This is a genomic window from Prevotella sp. C0209C1, from assembly GCF_056583855.1.
Map to the genome: position 1 here is coordinate 1 of NZ_JBWPJP010000002.1, position 18,153 is coordinate 18,153.

At 42.3% G+C, this 18,153-nt stretch carries 16 protein-coding genes; 13 read left to right on the top strand and 3 right to left on the bottom strand.

The genetic code is table 11. From position 1 onward, the window contains the following. Positions 1-4: 4 nt before the first annotated feature. The 4 genes from AC1DCD_RS00465 to AC1DCD_RS00480 all read left to right on the top strand — a co-directional run bounded on the left by AC1DCD_RS00465 (position 5) and on the right by AC1DCD_RS00480 (position 5,730). A complete protein-coding gene (locus AC1DCD_RS00465) occupies positions 5-1,561 on the top strand; it encodes an SPASM domain-containing protein (protein WP_464652990.1) in 1,557 nt (518 codons plus the stop codon). Positions 1,562-1,564: 3 nt separating this feature from the next. Beyond that, on the top strand, positions 1,565-3,763 hold the full coding sequence (locus AC1DCD_RS00470) for a peptidase domain-containing ABC transporter (RefSeq protein ID WP_008449150.1): 2,199 nt from the start codon (positions 1,565-1,567) through the stop codon (positions 3,761-3,763). Further along, the gene (locus AC1DCD_RS00475; protein WP_008449094.1) at positions 3,760-4,251 is read left to right on the top strand and encodes a hypothetical protein; all 492 of its coding nucleotides are present in this window, start codon (positions 3,760-3,762) and stop codon (positions 4,249-4,251) included. The genes AC1DCD_RS00470 and AC1DCD_RS00475 overlap by 4 nt, the downstream gene beginning before the upstream one ends. A 522-nt stretch (positions 4,252-4,773) precedes the next feature. Continuing rightward, a complete protein-coding gene (locus AC1DCD_RS00480; protein ID WP_036856809.1) occupies positions 4,774-5,730 on the top strand; it encodes an IS256 family transposase, variant Zn-binding type in 957 nt (318 codons plus the stop codon). Between the two features lie 306 nt (positions 5,731-6,036). On the opposite strand, the gene mobC is transcribed toward AC1DCD_RS00480, so the two are convergent. The 3 genes from mobC to AC1DCD_RS00495 all read right to left on the bottom strand — a co-directional run bounded on the left by mobC (position 6,037) and on the right by AC1DCD_RS00495 (position 9,761). After that, entirely contained in the window at positions 6,037-8,043 is a 2,007-nt protein-coding gene (gene mobC, locus AC1DCD_RS00485; protein WP_464639706.1) for a conjugal transfer protein MobC, read from the bottom strand. A gap of 66 nt (positions 8,044-8,109) precedes the next feature. Continuing rightward, positions 8,110-9,384 carry a conjugal transfer protein MobB gene (gene mobB / locus AC1DCD_RS00490; RefSeq protein WP_464639704.1) on the bottom strand — a complete coding sequence of 425 codons (1,275 nt, stop codon included), beginning with the start codon at positions 9,382-9,384 and terminating at the stop codon, positions 8,110-8,112. Then, complete coding sequence (locus AC1DCD_RS00495; protein ID WP_464639702.1) at positions 9,381-9,761, bottom strand: plasmid mobilization protein; 381 nt, start codon at positions 9,759-9,761, stop codon at positions 9,381-9,383. Before AC1DCD_RS00495 ends, mobB begins: the two co-directional genes overlap by 4 nt. Positions 9,762-10,318: 557 nt before the next feature. On the opposite strand from AC1DCD_RS00495, the gene AC1DCD_RS00500 reads away from it, so the two are divergent. The 9 genes from AC1DCD_RS00500 to traK all read left to right on the top strand — a co-directional run bounded on the left by AC1DCD_RS00500 (position 10,319) and on the right by traK (position 18,153). Further along, the gene (locus AC1DCD_RS00500; protein WP_464639700.1) at positions 10,319-11,116 is read left to right on the top strand and encodes a ParA family protein; all 798 of its coding nucleotides are present in this window, start codon (positions 10,319-10,321) and stop codon (positions 11,114-11,116) included. Beyond that, the gene (locus tag AC1DCD_RS00505) at positions 11,113-11,643 is read left to right on the top strand and encodes a DUF3408 domain-containing protein (RefSeq protein WP_036857203.1); all 531 of its coding nucleotides are present in this window, start codon (positions 11,113-11,115) and stop codon (positions 11,641-11,643) included. Before AC1DCD_RS00500 ends, AC1DCD_RS00505 begins: the two co-directional genes overlap by 4 nt. Next, entirely contained in the window at positions 11,640-12,422 is a 783-nt protein-coding gene (locus AC1DCD_RS00510) for a hypothetical protein (protein ID WP_464639698.1), read from the top strand. The genes AC1DCD_RS00505 and AC1DCD_RS00510 overlap by 4 nt, the downstream gene beginning before the upstream one ends. Before the next feature lie 161 nt (positions 12,423-12,583). Further along, positions 12,584-12,886, top strand: coding sequence for a DUF4134 domain-containing protein (locus tag AC1DCD_RS00515; protein ID WP_008449145.1), 303 nt, complete (start codon positions 12,584-12,586; stop codon positions 12,884-12,886). Between the two features lie 4 nt (positions 12,887-12,890). Then, the gene (locus AC1DCD_RS00520; protein WP_039868556.1) at positions 12,891-13,226 is read left to right on the top strand and encodes a DUF4133 domain-containing protein; all 336 of its coding nucleotides are present in this window, start codon (positions 12,891-12,893) and stop codon (positions 13,224-13,226) included. Then, a complete protein-coding gene (locus tag AC1DCD_RS00525; protein ID WP_464639696.1) occupies positions 13,223-15,736 on the top strand; it encodes a TraG family conjugative transposon ATPase in 2,514 nt (837 codons plus the stop codon). Before AC1DCD_RS00520 ends, AC1DCD_RS00525 begins: the two co-directional genes overlap by 4 nt. 27 nt (positions 15,737-15,763) lie before the next feature. Next, complete coding sequence (locus AC1DCD_RS00530) at positions 15,764-16,393, top strand: DUF4141 domain-containing protein (protein WP_060933332.1); 630 nt, start codon at positions 15,764-15,766, stop codon at positions 16,391-16,393. Positions 16,394-16,444: 51 nt separating this feature from the next. Continuing rightward, complete coding sequence (gene traJ / locus AC1DCD_RS00535) at positions 16,445-17,482, top strand: conjugative transposon protein TraJ (RefSeq protein WP_464639694.1); 1,038 nt, start codon at positions 16,445-16,447, stop codon at positions 17,480-17,482. A 47-nt stretch (positions 17,483-17,529) separates the two neighbouring features. Next, a complete protein-coding gene (gene traK, locus AC1DCD_RS00540; protein ID WP_060933334.1) occupies positions 17,530-18,153 on the top strand; it encodes a conjugative transposon protein TraK in 624 nt (207 codons plus the stop codon).

An 18,153-nucleotide genomic window follows, 5' to 3' on the forward strand; every position in this document is an offset into this window, starting at 1 on the left:
ATTGGTGATTCTTCATGATGCAAAGATAACAAATACTTATGAAATTATGTGCCTGAGAGGAGAGGGCTTGCAACTGGGTTTTACGATTGACCCGATATTACTTAACCCCGCATATATTCTTAAACCTGATGGCGACAGTGTATTGTTATTAGGACGCACTGGCCTATATTCATTATCTGCAACTGCAAATCTTTCATTCACAGGTGTTATACATCCTCTTCATGCAATAATTCTCTCTTTCATAGATGGGAGCGACTATGAAAGTGTTGTTTCAAGAGTAATAAATTTTATACCTGTTGAGAGAAAATTTGTAGAATCATTTATTCTTAAGCTTATAGATAATCCAGATGATGTAGGATTTGTGTACGAAGGAGTAACTATCGGTTTCCCAAAAAATTTAATTATTTCTCGTTTTAGCTATAAGAATCCTTTCCATCGCTATAATCCATCAGATTTTATTATAGATCGATTTAACCTGAAATACCGTCGTCATAAAACAGTATCATTTATAACTTTAATGTTGAATAACATTTGTGCGACACAGTGTTATTATTGCTATGCAGACAAACGGCGTCCTACCAATTGCACTCTTCCACTTTCTAAAATTCTTGAACTTATTCAAGAAGCCAAAAGACTTAATGTTGTAAGCTTTGACTTAATTGGAGGAGAAGTGTTCTTGTATCCACATTGGAAAGAATTACTCTTTTCATTAGTAGAAAATGATTATTATCCTTTTGTCTCAACTAAAATACCTCTCTCTAAAGAAGACATAGATATATTTGCAACATATAATTTACCTTTACAATTCTCACTTGATAGCCTTATTTCTGAAACACTAGAGAAGACTCTTAAGGTTGGGAAAAATTACACAAACAAAGTAAAATCCATGCTCCTTTATATGGAAGAAAAAAAAATACCAGTAGCAATACATAGCGTTTTACATCAATGGAATGCTAACCTCAAGGATATGTCATCCTTGTTTGATTTTCTAAATGAAAGAAAGAATATATTATATTGGAAGCCTGATATTGGAAACGAATCTATCTATTCTTTACCAAAATATCGAGGAAAAGTAACCCCGCCAACAGACTCGCTAACAGAATTGTTCAATTACTTTAAGCATATATCTGTAGCATCTAAGATTGAGATTAAATATCAAGGTTTGGAAAGTCCCATCTCGGAAGTTGACAGTGCAAATGACCTCACTACGCAGGAAGAGAAAGTAAAATCTTTCCTTAACAGAGCATATTGTGCTGGGAATTTTTCTCAAATTTTTATACTCCCAGATGGAAAGGTAACTATTTGTGAAGAATTATATTGGCATCCACACTTTATTATAGGCGATGTTGAACGTCAATCTATTGACGAAATTTGGAATTCAGACAAAGCCCTGTCATTGTATCATGTCAAACAAAGTGCAATTTCTTCCAAAAGTAAATGCCATAGTTGTACTTTATTTGAAAGATGTAGGTCTGAAAAACAAATATGCTATAGGGATATTATTCGTAAAAATGGGTCTAAAAAATGGGATTTACCAGATGTAAATTGTCCTCTGCAATAAATTATGCGACTATTTAAAAAGAAATTTATTTATACAGCTCAGTTAGATGCTATGGATTGCGGTCCAGCTTGTCTGCAATCTATTGCACTATATTATGGTAAAAAATTAGACTTAGAGTATCTAAGAGATATAACATATATAACACGAGAGGGAGTTTCATTATTGGCAATAGCTAAAGCTGCAGAAAAAATTGGTTTTAAGACAAGAGGGGTAAAAATTAAATTAGACATCTTATCTAAGCAAGTTAAGTGTCCTTGTATTTTGTATTGGAGACAAGAACACTTTGTGGTATTATATGATATAAAAACAAGTAGAGGAAAACGTATATATAGAATTGCAGATCCTTCTGTTGGAAAAATAGATTTAGATGAAGAGTCTTTTTCAAAGGCATGGCTACAATCTTTTGAGCATTTTGAAGAATATGGTATTTGTTTATTACTAGAACCATCTATTTCATTCCATAAAAGTGATGAACGTAAAAAAAAAATAAGCGTTTCTTTTCTATTAACATATATCAAGCCCTACAGGCAATATTATTTACAACTACTAATTGGACTAATACTAGGAGGTGTCTTTCAAATTCTATTTCCATTTTTGACACAATCCATTGTTGATAAAGGAATTGGACATAGAGATATACAAGCTATTTATTTAATAATTATTGGATTTTTATGTTTTACAATATGTAATTCTATTATTTCGTATATCCGTAGTTCACTATTGCTCCACATAAGTTCAAGAATAAACATTTCTATCATTTCAGATTTCCTTTGTAAAATGCTGAGTCTTTCATTAGGCTTTTTTGATAAAAAATTTACGGGCGACCTTATTCAACGAATTAAAGATCACGATCGGATAGAGGCTTTTTTGGTGTCCAATCTTTTGGACATTTTATACAGTACAATGTCTATTATTGTATTTGGTACCATCCTTTTTATATTCAATAAATATATTTTCTTGATTTTCTTAACCGGCTCTACGGCATATATAGGATGGCTTTCTTTCTTTTTAAAGAGACGAAGAATTATTGATTACAAAAGGTTTATTGTTTCATCACAAAATCAAAGTAGTGTTTATCAATTGATAAATGGAGTTCAAGACATAAAACTCAATAATTGCGAAACTGAAAAAAGATGGGAATGGGAACGGATACAAATTAAGCTTTTCAAAATATCTATAGCAGGTCTTAGGCTAGAACAGCTACAAACCATTGGTGCTACACTATTAAACGACATAAAAAATATCGGTATTGTTTTTTTTTCTGCCTTTTTAGTTATAAAGGGTGAGCTAAGTGTGGGGGAGATGATGGCTATTCAATATATTAATGGTCAATTAAATGGTCCGGTGTCAAGCGTAATCCAATTTATTCATTCATTACAAGATGCTAAAATATCTTTAGAACGGTTGGGAGAAATACATTTAAAAAAAATAGAAAACACCCCCGTTGTCAAACTTTATAAAGAAGAATTGTCTAATCAAAATATTTATATACACAATGTTTCATTTAGGTATAATGACCCATACTCCCCTATGATATTAGACAATATATCACTAAAGATTCCAGTTGGAAAAACGACTGCAATAGTTGGTGTCAGTGGAACGGGAAAAACAACTCTTTTAAAATTGATATTAGGTTTCTACCCCCCAGAGACTGGGGATATTTATGTAGGAACATCCAATTTAAAAGACATTGATTTATCGCGTTGGCGTTCTGTATGTGGAGTTGTCATGCAAAATGGCTATATTTTCAATGATACTATCTCAAATAATATATGTGTCAACCCAGATGAATTCGATGAAGACAGATTATATACGGTGTCAAAGATAACAAACATTTATGATTTTATAATTAATTTACCTTTAAAGTACGATACAAGGATAGGAGACGATGGAATTGGATTAAGCCAAGGACAAAGGCAAAGAATCTTAATAGCAAGAGCTATTTATAAAAATCCAAGCTATCTGTTTCTTGATGAAGCAACCAATTCTTTAGACACCAAAAACGAGAATGACATTGTCTCAAATCTGTCTACATATTTTATAAATAAAACCAAAATAATAATTGCACACCGTCTAAGTACTATTCGCAATGCAGATCAAATTGTATTGATAGAAGCGGGTAGAATAAAGGAGATTGGAACACATCGCGAACTTATTGCCCAAAAAGGGATTTATTATAATCTGGTAAACAAACAATTATGAGACAAATTAAGATGTATACCAAACGTTCTAAAGAATTCGATGAGGTTTTATCAAAGATTCCTTCTAAAAATATTCGTTATGGATTATTAGCAGTTTTCTTCGTGGTTCTATGCACTCTTATATCATCTTTTTTTATAAAATACTCTGAAACGCTTGAGGGACAAGTATATATAAAAAAAAGCCCCCAAAAAGATGTTAACACTATAGCAATTAGAGAGGAAGATTACTATAAGATTCATAATAATCAGTCCATTATTATTCAGTTAAATGCCTTCCCTTATTCACAATTTGGATATATTTATGGAAAAATATCTTTTAAAAAGAACTGTATCTACCACAAAGGTATTTACTATATTCCAATTTCCATTGAGATTCCGTATGCGATAAAAAGCAAAATGGTTTACTCAGAGTATAATGGAGTAGGTATTGTAACTATTGAAAAAACAAGTGTAGTAAACCATATAATATCTCGTTATTACCAAAGATAAAACAGAATTCAGTCACTAGTAACCAATGAAATCTTATAAAAATACCGAGTTGTAAATACCAACGAGGTTTCCCTCCAAAATACCCTCTCGTTATTTGTCTAAATGAATTTGAATTTATTTTCGAGCACCCAAAATTCCTGCAACTTTTTTATCTCACACCGCATCAAAATACCTACAAATAGTGATTAAAGAGATTTAGATAGCTGGACTCCTTTTGTTATTTTGGAGGGAAGGTGATTTTTACAGCTAAACAGAACTGAATTTGGAAAAACATTTTCCCTTGAAATTTATAATTCATCAGAATAGAATATCTACAAAATTTCGACCTATAGCTCATTTTGCAGGCTGAAAAGTGTCATGCCATTCGATATTTACACATGTTTCGCCCATTCAAGATACCTTCAGCACTAAATTGACGATTCAAATTGCTCAATAGCTCATTTTGCAGGCTGAGACATAGGTGTCTTTCCGATGTATACTAACTTTATGGGCATTTAAGTTGCCTAAAAATTCAAAGTTAGTATGTTCAAAATGAGATGTCGTGCGTGTGGTAGTACGCACACGAAAAAGAATGGTGTTCGCAAAGGTATACAACTGTATAAATGTCAGGATTGCGGCTATCAGTTTCGCTCCGGTTTCCAAGTGAGCGATGATGAATTGTGGACTGCTTATCAACAACAGAAGCAGACGATCAATGAACTATCGGTACGCTTCAGGATAAGCCTCTCTACGGTCAAGCGTAGGTTGCATGACATCAAGTGTGAGTGGGTGCAACCTCCACTAAACGGAAGCGGTTTTGTCCATCTGGACGTAACGTATTGGGGTCGAAACTTCGGTGTGCTGCTCGCATTGGATACGGAGAGCGGAAAACCTCTCTATCTGTCCTTTGTAAAGAGCGAGACAGTGAAGGACTATGAAGACGCAGTCGTCAGTATTGAGAAGCGTGGATATGTCATACGCGGTCTAATTATTGATGGGAAAAAGAGCCTCTTCAAGTCTTTCTCTGAGTACCATGTACAGATGTGCCAGTTCCACATGAAGCAGATTGTCAGAAGGTATCTTACGCAGAATCCGAGAATGCTGGCCAGCCGGGATTTAAAGGCTCTCGTGGACAGGCTGCATCAAATCCACGAGGCTGATTTCAGGAGCGAATATCAAGCATGGAAGGAAAAGTGGAAGGGTACGATAGAACACCGCAGTCTGCACAAGGACGGCAGGCTGCATTATACGCACCGACGGTTGAGGTCAGCCATGAACAGCCTTGACTTCTACTTGCCTTATCTTTTTACCTGTCAGCGGGAAGAATGCTGGGGAATGCCCAATACTAACAACAAGATTGAGGGGACATTCATTGACCTGAAGAAAAACTTGAACAATCATAGCGGACTTACACAAGAGAATCGCAAAAGGTTCATCAATGGGTTTTTCTTGGCATTGATAGAAACTCAAAGTATGAAGAAGCAGGAACCACACCCATAATGGATCCTGCTTATACTTGTCGTTTTATACAATCCTATTCCTCATGGAGTTGCTCCCCAGCAGAGCTCCATTATGCTTCAGACTGCATGGCAAAGGTATATAAACTCTTTGAATATTCTGAATAAAGCCAGCCTGCAATTTGAGCTATTGAACACCTAATACAAAAAACAGCCTGCAAAATGAGCTATACGCCAAAATTTCACTTTTCTTCTAAGAAAAAATGTAATTAGTTGATAATAACATATATGGAGCATTGCCTGAACAAAACTTAACGAAAGCTTTAGAAAGAGCATTAAGAATCGTTCTCTAATTTTCCTTCATCAAGTGCCTTAAAACGGGGCTATTTTTGAGTCTTTCGATCTCGCTACTTACAAGAGTTAAGACCTCTTGTTTAATTGATTTGTAGTAGGTTTCGACGGTCTCTTTGAGATTATCGGAGCCATCTTCATTTGTAAAGTCTGCGATTGTTGGGATTGGCTGATAGGCTTTCATCTCTGCGGAAACCTTTGCAGAGTCCACAACTATCTCTGCATGGAAAATTTTCTGGTCAATACGCTCATCAAAATTGTCGGCCACAGCACCGACAAACATTCCCTGTGTGAGATTGCTGATTTTGCTTACAGGGATAAGGCTGTCCATCTGTGTGGAGATAGAGGTGGATTTGTCGTTTCGATTGATGGTCATGGACTGTCGTTGCTGAAGTACCTTACCAAACCGTTCGGAAAGCGTCTTAGCCGTCTCACCTACTACCTGCCCTGAAAAAACATTTCCCACCGTATTTTGAATCACCTTGCTTTCTTTGTCTCCATAGTCACGGGTTAGCTGCGAAAAGTCCTGAAAACCCAGACACACTGCTACTTTATTACTTCGTGCAGTGGCAATCAGATTGTCCAAGCCACGGAAGTAGATTGTCGGCAACTCGTCGATAATCACTGAGGATTTGAGTTGCTTCTTCTTGTTAATGAGCTTCACGATACGGCTGTTATACAATCCTAGTGCCGCCGAATAGATATTCTGACGGTCGGGATTGTTCCCCACAACAAGCACTTTCGGCTCATTGGGATTGTTGATGTCGAGCGAAAAATCATCGCCCGTCATTACCCAATAGAGAGCAGGTGAAATCATACGAGATAGCGGTATTTTGGCACTGGCTATCTGTCCCTGCAACTGGTCCTGTGCGCCACCCTCCCAAGCGTCCATGAAAGGCGAAAGGTAATTGGCAAGTTCATCGTAGGAAGTAAGTATCGGGAATATCTGTGCGTAGGGACGGTTAAGAAACTCTATCGCATGAGGAAATGTGCAATACTTCCCATTCTCATAAATTTTCAGAAACCAGATGATGGCTGCCAGCAAAATAATCGGTGACTCCACAAAGAAATCACCCTGCTTCTGAATCCACGAGCGGTTCAAGTTGAGCATGATGGTGTAGGCACTCTCATAGGCATCCGATATGTCCGTCATAAAGGCAGGATTGATAGGATTGCACCGATGCGATTTCCTCGGATCGTCGAAGTTGATGACATAGAACTGCGGCTTTACCTTGTAGGCATCCAAGTGATTAAGCAGGTGATTATAAGCAATCTCGGAAAGGTCGGGAAACTTATAATCGTAGATGTACATGGCAAAGCCTTTTTCTATTTGCTGCTTGATGTAGTTGTTCACGATAGCGTAGGATTTGCCCGAACCCGGTGTTCCGAGTACCATTGAGGCACGGAAAGGATTGACCACGTTAATCCAACCCTTGTTCCATTTCTTTTTATAATAAAAGCGTGTGGGCAAATTGACCGAATATTCATTCTCCATCAACCTTGTTTCCTGCATGAAGCTTTCATTTTCTGTGTTAAACACATCGTCCATAAGGTTGTTTTTGAGTAGTCGGCTCATCCATACGCCACCCATCAGCAGACAGATATAGCCAATGGACAGCGTAAATATATAGAGGGAGGCTACCCCGATCTTGCTGATGGGCAATACCAGTAGCCACCAATTGAGAAAGAAAAAGACAAAGCCTGAGAAAAGCACCGTCCAAATCTTTGGCCATGTAATTTTCTCCTCTTTCACGCCTTTCGTCCCAAGACAGGACAAGGCAAGGAATACCACACAAAAGAGTTTTGTCCAAAGGATAGACGAAAATAATCCTGTGGTACGCTGGAAATTCATCAGTATCTTATCAATGATTCCAAGCGTAAAACCCCAGACATGAAATGCCTCGTAACAGAACCAATAACAGTTAACGAGGAGGAATACCACTGAGATGCCCCTCATAAAGTCCATAACCTTACCTAATGCTCTTAAATCATCTTCCTGTGCCATAATGCTATGTTTTTGTAGCCGTCTCCAACTCCTCCGAAGGGAGGGGAGATAGAAATACTCGTTTATTTAATGTTTTCTTCGTCTAAGTTTTATATTACTTTGTCTGCGGAGTTTGCGTTGCCATACCGCTTCTTTCCAATCATCGTTGCCCGTAGGTAGGAAAGAACCATCTGCCATATCCTCGATAAGTTCATCGACAAGGTTGTCGCCTTCCTGCTCATCAGACTGTATTGTCTGCATCTGTTGCTGTAAGGTGGTATCAATCTTTCCATAAAGCGATTCATCCAAGAATGGATTGTGTGCTGGATTAGATAGATATGCGTTGAATACATTGGCAGCATATCCTTTACCCAATCGGGAACCATTGAGCGCAATGCCTTCTTTGTCATCAATGAACGTAATACCATAGATGCGTCCATTATCATTCTTTCGGATTACCACTCGCAAGCCTTGTTCCTCCAATCTTTGTCGGAGTTCTTCCTCCGTCTGGGGAGAAGTACGCATTACTTCTAATACCTTTCTTCTGATGGTTGGTATCAATGGCTTAACTATCTGCTTCGATTTCAGCATCTTGTTCTGAACGGCAGCATAGCCCACACCTCTACCAATGTCCGAGGCGTGAATGGGCGTGCTCACCTTATTGCCCTTGTCATCGGTAGGCACATAGACCAGTCCGTCATATCGCTTTCCTCGATACTCCGTTTTAACCTCCTCTACCGCAAGGTTGTATTTATGCAGAACGGCATTTAGTTCACCTAAGGAGCAGAATGTATAATGCTTCATCGCAGAACGAACAGTATTTGCCACTTGTTCCTTGATATTTCCTTGCGTAGTATCGACCTTTGGCGTTTCTGTTGTTGTTCTATCACTGACCTTTGAACTTGGAATGAGGTTATATTTCTTTTCCAGAGCATCAGTAATCTGCTTGCTCCTTCGCTTTTCAAACTTGTCGTTGATTTTCTTTCCCTCACCATCTATCCGAAGCGACACAATGTGGATATGCTCACGGGCGATGTCGTTGTGCTTGAACACGATGTAGGGTTGTTTTCCGTAGCCGAGTGCTTCCATATACTCCTTGGCAATCTGCGCAAGAAGTTCATCAGAGAGTTTCTCGTCCGGGTGCGGATTGAGCGAACAGTGGAACACCGCTTTCTTTGTTCGGCATTTCTTCGGTATCAATGCCTCCATGTCGGCAATCACGTCCTCCATCGTATAACGTCCCTCTCCGTCCTGATACAACTCAGCGGCAAGGAGAATGCTTGCTTCCTCTTTCTCTACCTTTTTGAAGTTATAGCCGAGTGCTCCTCCAAGGTTCTCCGTTGCAGAAATCTTGGCAATCATCTTTTGCGGTAGTCAATGGTTAAACGGATAGCCTGTTCTTGCAAAGCTACGATTTGAGCCGACAGTTTCTCCAACTTTTCAAGCAGAATCTGTGCGGTCTTCACGCTGTGATAACTGTTGATGGCACGCACGGTTTGGTTATAGAGCACACCAATTTTATGGATTTGTGCCGTCAGTTCGGAGAGTTTACGGTAGTATTCCACGGCAGATTTATCCACCGTAATCACCTTGAAACTCTCCCCAAGAATGCGACCACGCACAAAATCCGACTTGGTTTCTGCGCCTGAACGTTGAAACAAATCAATCGCCCGTTGCTGGTCTTTGGGTTTGGGAAGACGGGTATCCCATCTGTCCCATCGTTCTATCTTGTCATTCATTATCTTTCCTTTTTGTAATTACGACTTTGGAGTAATTTAATTCCCCTTTGGGGCAAGGGTCTTTGTCGGCAAAAACGGAGTTTGTCGGACAAAGACACACCTTGCCAATATCAAGAGATGATGCAATAGAAGTATCCACCTTTCAGGGTGTCCGCTTCGGGGAGATTAGCTCCATGTTCTCTATCTGCCTGCAAAGTTACGGCAGATTTTCAAATATCTCATTATCAATGATATTCACTCTTTTTCCTTGCATTTCCCTGTACTTCACAGGTAGTTGAAACTTAGGATAAAACCTTGTTATTTTGCAAGCAGATTCAGTTGAAAGACAGCTTGAAACCTATATAGATGAAGAGTCCAAAATAATGATTTCAACTTCAAAAATCTCAATCAATAAAGGTTTGAACTGCGGATGGTTTTATGTTTTTGAGCTGAGTCAAAATTGAGTTGGGTCAAAACCAGACTTTTAGGTCGAGTCAAAAATATGGTTTCAACAACAAATATGACATGACTTGTCAGTCAAGATATACATCAACTTATAACATAAGTAACAACCGATTATGAATATGGAAAAGAAAAAAAACAATCCCATCTATCTGGGCTTCGCCTCGCAGAAAGGCGGAGTTGGCAAAAGCAGCCTTGCCGAAGTGCTGGCTTCCATACTATATTACGAGAAGAACATCTCCCTTGCCGTCGTGGATTGCGACGGTACGCAGGAATCTTTCTACAAACTCCGCGAACGCGACAGAGACCTCATCGAGTCCTCACCCGAACTGGGCAGGGAACTTCACGAGCGCCTGTCCCGCTACGGCAAGAAATCGTATCATATCATCAGAAGCAAACCGGAAAGAGCCGTTTCCGATGTCATGAAATACTTTCGTAAAATGAAGACGGCACCGCAACTGATTATCTTTGACTTTCCTGGTCATGCCCTTACCAGTGCCATGATGGATTTGTCCATTACTATGGACTACATCATCTCACCTATAGAAGCCGACCCACAGTCGCTGGCATCGAGTTTTGCATACGCCAAGACAATCAGGGACTTGGGTATCGGATTTGAAGGCTCACGCATTCAGGACTTCTTTCTGCTTTGGAACAAAATCAACCGCAGTGCCAGTACCATGGTCATTGACCTGTTCAGTCAGAATGCTGAGGAACAGGGACTGCCGATTTTCGATACTCGTATCTACAACTCCGTCCGATTCAGCAGGGAATTAGCACAAGGGGGTGTCAAAGGTGTATTCCGCTGTTCCTACCTGCCCCCTGCACCGGCTCTCCGCCCTCAGACTGGAGTGGATGAGTGGGTAAAGGAGGTCATGAAGAAACTCAACCTGAAAACTGAGAACGGCGTATGAAATCACTGAAAGAGCAACGTGAAAAGCTGCTTCAAGCGAAATTGGAGGAGATGGCAGACATAGGTGTCAAGAAGCGCACAGAGGAGAACACACCAGACTTTGACGACCCCATTGATTTGGATGATGATTCAGACTCTGTGGAAGAAGATGCAAGTGCCTCTCTTTCTAACATTGACGAACAGGAGGAAATACCGGAAGAAACTTCGTTTAATGGCAGCAATGCCAAAACAGCGCAGCCTTCGAAAAGAAAGAGAAATGCCAGAACGAAGGATTCTTCCCCAGCAATGGACTTTCCTGAATACGAACAGCGATTTCTGACGGGTGTCCGCAACGGGCGCAACAAGTCTGGCTTCAGTATCCATACTGAGATACTCCAGATACTGCGTGATGTGCTGAACGACATCAGATCGGAGGCTTCTATCACGGGGTATATTGAGAATATCCTTCTCGATCATTTGAAAACGTATCAGGATTTGTTGAACCATACCGCCTCACAACGCAGGCGTGATAAAACCATAGACTTATGATAATCAATTTATTGTTAGGCGTATTGCTTTTGCTGGGTATAGTGTGGATAACTCTCGGCATCGCATACTTTTGGAGGTTATTTCAAGAATTGGCAGCCCAATCAGGGAAGAATACACCGAAACAGAAAGGAAACGGGCATGGCACAAGTCTCAACACATCCGTTTCCCAAGAGCAGATTGACAATGCACGTCACGTTTTGGTGGGCAAGAGTAAATCTTTCGTTTCCCCGTCTATCTCCGAAATTCCCGCTGCTTCCTCTTCTGAGAATCCTGATGAAAAACCTAATACTTTTGCAGAGAAAAACTCATCTGTGTCCGAAGAAACAAAAGAAGCGGGAAATACAGAAGAGGACAATGAAATGCAGGTTGACTATACGATGGACGAATCTGACGAAGAAACTATCATCCGTGAGGAACTGCAGATTGCAGACGATTCCTTACCCGAAGTCTCACCATCGGCCATTCTTACAAGAGATTTATATCGTGTAAACGGCTGGCATAGGAATGACGATGAACTTGATAAGGAAGATGAAGACAAGGTGCAGGACACGTTGCAAAGCATACGGGGCACACAGCTTATGGACTATATCAAGGAGGCAACGCTCAAGCAAGAGAAAGACCATCAAAAGCTGCTTGCTGCCATTCGCAAGGCGGAAGAACTGGACTTAGAGGAAAGTAATATAAACTCTTCTTCTGACTTTGAAACGGACTCAAACGTAGAGAGCAGCAACAGCGATGTTTCGGAAGAATCCGAACTTCCACTGTCATATTATCTGTAAACTAATGTTCTTACTCATATTATAAAATTGTAAAGTGATGCGGGGGTGGCTCAAAAGTAAAACAATCTGCCAATATCTGTCATACGATAAAACCGAGCTACCCCTTGCCACTTTCACCAAAATGAAAATAATTTGTTTAACAACTTAAAATAAAAACAGCAATGAACAACAAAAAGAAAATCACAATGCTGCTCCTGATGGCAATGACCATCGCAGGAGCGTACGCACAAGGCAACGGCATGGCGGGTATCAATGAAGCCACAAAGATGGTAACAAGCTATTTTGATCCCGGAACGAAGCTTATCTATGCTATCGGTGCTGTGGTAGGTCTGATAGGAGGAATAAAAGTGTACAACAAGTTCTCAAGTGGTGATCCCGATACGAGCAAGACCGCAGCCTCTTGGTTCGGTGCGTGTATCTTCCTCATCGTGGCTGCCACTATCCTGAGAAGTTTCTTCCTGTAAGGCGATGGCAGCATTTGAAATCAACAAAGGTGTAGGCCGGACGGTGGAGTTCAAGGGCTTGAAGGCGCAGTATCTCTTCCTCTTTGCGGGAGGCTTGCTGGCTGTCTTCATTCTTGTGGTCATTCTCTATCTCTGTGGAGTCAGCCAAATTACCTGTCTTGTCATAGGCGTAGTGGGTGCCAGCCTTGTGGTATGGCAAACGTTCACCATGAACAGAAAGTACGGGCAATATGGGCTGATGAAAAAAGGAGCAGTACGTATGCACCCACGCTACCTTGTGAACCGCCGTACGGTCTGCCACCTTATCCGTAATCTTCAACCAAAGAAAGCAAAGATATGAGAAACAAAAGCAAGATAACGACCCTTGAATCAAAGTTCCCGCTGCTCTCCATCGAGCAGGGCTGCATGGTGAGCAAGGACGCTGACATCACGGTGGCTTTCCGTGTGGAGCTGCCCGAACTCTTTACCGTCACTTCTACAGAATACGAAGCAATGCACTCTGCCTGGCATAAGGCAATCAAAGTGCTCCCCGATTACAGCATCGTACACAAGCAGGACTGGTTCATTAAGGAGGACTACCAAGGAAAGCTCTCCGATGGAGGGCTGAGCTTCCTTGCCCGTTCCTCTGAACGGCATTTCAACGAGCGTCCGTATCTACACCACTCAGTCTATCTCTTCCTTACCAAGACGAACAAGCAGCGTATGGCACAGCAGAGCAACTTCTCTTCGCTCTGCCGTGGACATCTGTTGCCCAAGGAAATCACCAACAAGGATGAGGTGATGAAGTTCATGGAAGCCGTAGACCAGTTCGAGCGCATCATCAACGATACCGAGCAGATAAGGATTGTCCGCATGACAGAAGACGAGTTAGTTGGCACAAATGAAAAAGGAGGACTGCTCGACAGGTATTTCTCTCTATCTGAAGAAGGGCATTCGTCTTTGGAGGACATCCGTCTGGGCGCAGACCTTGTGCATGTGGGCGACAATATGCTTTGTCTGCATACACTTTCCGATACGGATGACCTACCGACAACGGTCAGCACGGATAGCCGATATGAACGGCTATCCACCGACAGAAGTGACTGCCGACTTTCCTTTGCCGCTCCCGTAGGTTTGATGCTGCCCTGCAACCATATCTATAATCAGTACATCTTCATCGAGGACAGCGATGACAACCTGCAAAGGTTTGAGAAGCAGGCACGCAACATGCACTCGCTTGCAAGATACAGCAGAAGCAATCAGATTAACGAAGAGTGGATACAGGAATATCTCAACGTCGCCCACTCACAGGGATTGACCTCCATTCGTGCCCACTTCAACGTGCTAGCATGGAGCGATGACAAGGAAAAACTCCGCAACATCAAGAATGATGTGGGCAGCGCGTTGGCACTGATGGAGTGCAAGCCACGACACAACACCATTGATACGGCAACGCTCTACTGGGCGGGTATTCCCGGTAATGCGGCAGACTTTCCTGCAGAAGAGTCATTTTATACTTTCATCGAGCCTGCCCTCTGCTTCTTTACGGCAGAGACGAACTATAAGGACTCGCTCTCTCCCTTCGGTATCAAGATGGCAGACCGCCTTTCAGGAAAGCCCGTCCACTTAGATATATCGGATTTGCCGATGAAAAAGGGAGTCATCACCAACCGTAACAAGTTCATCTTAGGTCCTTCGGGTAGTGGTAAGAGTTTCTTTACCAACCACATGGTACGTCAGTATTACGAGCAAGGGGCACATGTCCTCTTGGTCGATACGGGTAACTCATATCAGGGCTTGTGCGAACTTATCCACCGCAAGACCAAGGGCGAGGACGGCGTGTATTTCACCTATACCAATGAAAGTCCGATTTCCTTCAACCCTTTCTACACGGATGATTACTTCTTCGATGTAGAGAAAAGGGAGAGTATCTGTACGCTACTGCTCACGCTCTGGAAGAGTGCCGATGAGCATATCACTAAGACCGAAGCGGGCGAACTTGGTTCTGCTGTAAACTCCTATATCGAGCTTATGTGTGCTGACCACAGCGTTACACCCTGTTTTAATACTTTCTATGAGTATCTGCGGGACGTGTACCGAAAGGATATGGAAAAACGTGACATCAAGGTAACGCTCTCGGACTTCAATATCAATAACCTCTTAACGACATTGAAGCAATATTATCGTGGTGGTCGATATGATTTCCTGCTGAACTCGGACAAGAACATCGACTTGCTTAGTAAGCGTTTCATCGTCTTCGAAATCGACCAAGTGAAGGACAACAAAGACCTTTTCCCAGTGGTAACCATCATCATCATGGAAGCCTTCATCAACAAGATGCGCCGATTAAAGGGTATCCGCAAGATGATACTCATTGAGGAAGCGTGGAAAGCCATTGCTTCGGCAAACATGGCAGACTATATCAAGTATCTCTATAAGACGGTGAGAAAATATTTCGGGGAAGCTATTGTCGTAACGCAGGAGGTAGACGATATCATCCAGTCGCCCATTGTCAAAGAAAGTATCATCAACAACTCCGACTGCAAGATACTGCTCGACCAGCGCAAGTACATGACCAAGTTCGACGGCATACAGGCGATGCTCGGTCTTTCGGAAAAGGAAAAGAGCCAGATACTCTCCATTAACCAGAACAATGACCCGAACCGACTCTACAAGGAAGTTTGGATAGGTCTGGGCGGTATGCAGAGTGCTGTCTATGCTACGGAAGTGAGCATGGAGGAATACCTGACCTACACCACGGAGGAAACCGAGAAGGTAGAGGTCATGCAGCGTGCGGAACAGCTCGGTGGAGATATCGAAACGGCTATCCGTCAGCTTGCCATAGAGAAAAGAAACAATAAAAAGAAATAAATACAAACCATCAAAACTATAGCAATAATGAAGAAATACATTTTCATGGCTCTCTTAGGATTGAGCCTTTCAGTTCCCAAAGCTCACGCACAGTGGGTAGTAACCGACCCTGGCAATTTCGCCGGCAACATCGTCAATTCTGTCAAGGAGATAGCCACCGCCTCCAAGACGGTGAAGAACACCCTTGACGGTTTTAAGGAAGTGGAGAAACTCTACAACGACACCAAGAAGTATTATGATGCCCTGAAGAAGGTGAATAACCTTATTGGCGATGCTTATAAGGTCAAGGAGTGTATCCTGATGGTGGGCGACATCTCTGAGGTCTATGTCACTTCCTACAAGAAGATGCTCTCGGACAAGAACTTCCGCCCGACAGAACTCGCTGCGATGGCCTCGGGCTACACCAAGCTGCTCGAGCAAAGCGGTGAGAGCCTGAAAGAACTCAAGTCCATCGTCAAGAGTAATGTCTTCTCCATGAACGACCACGAGCGCATGCAGCAGATAGACCGTATCTATACCACACTACGTGAATACCGCTCCTTGGTGTCGTACTATACAAGGAAGAATATCTCCGTGAGTTATGTCCGTGCTCGTGAAAAGAACGACCTTGCCTCTGTTAAGGCGCTCTATGGTAATACGGCAAACAGGTATTGGTAAATCCATAGACTTAAAAGAACTTGAAAGAACTTTCATAAAACACTTTTGCTTATGGATTTTGCCAGTTTACATGAGCTGCTCCGCTCCACCTATGACGAGATGATGCCGCTCTGTGCCCAGATGACGGGCATTGCCAAGGGCATTGCAGGCTTGGGCGCACTCTTTTACATTGCCCTTCGGGTATGGGCTTCCATTGCCCGTGCCGAGGCGATAGACGTCTTTCCGCTTCTCCGTCCCTTCGTGCTGGGCTTCTGCATCATGTTCTTCCCGACAGTCGTACTGGGTACGATGAATGCCGTTCTCTCGCCCGTAGTGCAGGGAACGGAGATGATGGTACACCAACAGGAGGGAAACCTTGCAGAGCTTACTGCCAAGCGAGACAAGTTGCAGGAGGAAGCCTACCTCAGAAATCCTGAAACGGCTTATCTTGTATCGAACGAGAAATTTGACCAGAAGATTGAGGAAATGGGTATCATTGGGCCTGAAGATGCCGTGACGATAGCGGGTATGTATGCCGAGCGTGCTGCCTATCAGACCAAGCAATGGATTATGAAGATGGTACACGACCTCTTAGAACTTCTTTTCCATGCTGCAGGACTTATCATCGACACGCTGCGCACGTTCATGCTCATCGTCCTTTCCATTCTCGGTCCGATAGTCTTCGGCATAGCCGTATGGGATGGTCTTGCAGGCTCACTTACGGCATGGTTTTCACGCTATATATCGGTCTATCTGTGGCTGCCTGTCAGCTCTATTCTTACGGCATTGCTTACGAAGATACAGGTTCTGATGATACAGAAGGACATCGAGGTGCTCAGCGATCCGAACTATCTGCCTGATTCGGGGACGTGGTATTACATCGTCTTCTTCCTTATCGGTATTGTAGGCTACTTCTGTGTACCTACCGTGGCAGGTTGGATTATCGAAGCCGGAGGCGGTATTGGCTCCTACGGTCGCAATGTCAACCAGACGGCACAGCGTGGCGTACAAGGTGCATACACTGGTGGCAAGGCTGCTATGGCAGGCGCAGGTGCCGCTGTGGGAAATGTCGGTGGACGTATCAAGGGAGCCTTGCTCAAAGGAAAATAGAAATCGAGCAACTATGCTTAATTAATCAACAGGTATAAAAGAAAAAAATGGAATTCAAATCACTTAACAATATCGAGACCTCATTCAGACAGATACGGCTCTATGCCTTTGTCTTTGCCATCGTATGTGTGGTAGTAAGCGGTTATGCTGTCTATGCCTCGTACAGCTTCGCCAAGGAGCAGAGGGAGAAAATCTATGTGCTTGACCAGGGAAAGTCACTCATGCTTGCCCTCAGTCAGGATGCAAGTCGTAATCGTCCCGTAGAGGCAAGAGAACACGTGCGTCGTTTTCATGAGCTGTTCTTCACCATTGCGCCTGACAAGGATGCCATTGAGAAGAACATGGAACGTGCCTTTGTGCTGTGTGATAAGTCGGCTTTCAACTATTATAAAGACTTGGCAGAGAAAGGCTATTATAACCGTGCCATATCGGGCAATGTCAATCAGCGCATAGAGGTGGACTCTATCCACTGCAACTTCAATACTTACCCTTATGCGGTAACAACCTATGCACGGGAGTTTATCGTCCGTCAGAGTAACGTTACAGAGCGCAGTCTTGTAACGACCTGCACGCTGCAGAACTCTGTCCGTTCGGACAACAACCCGCAAGGCTTCCTGATTGAGAACTTTCTCGTCAAGGAGAACAGGGACATACAGACTTATAAACGATAA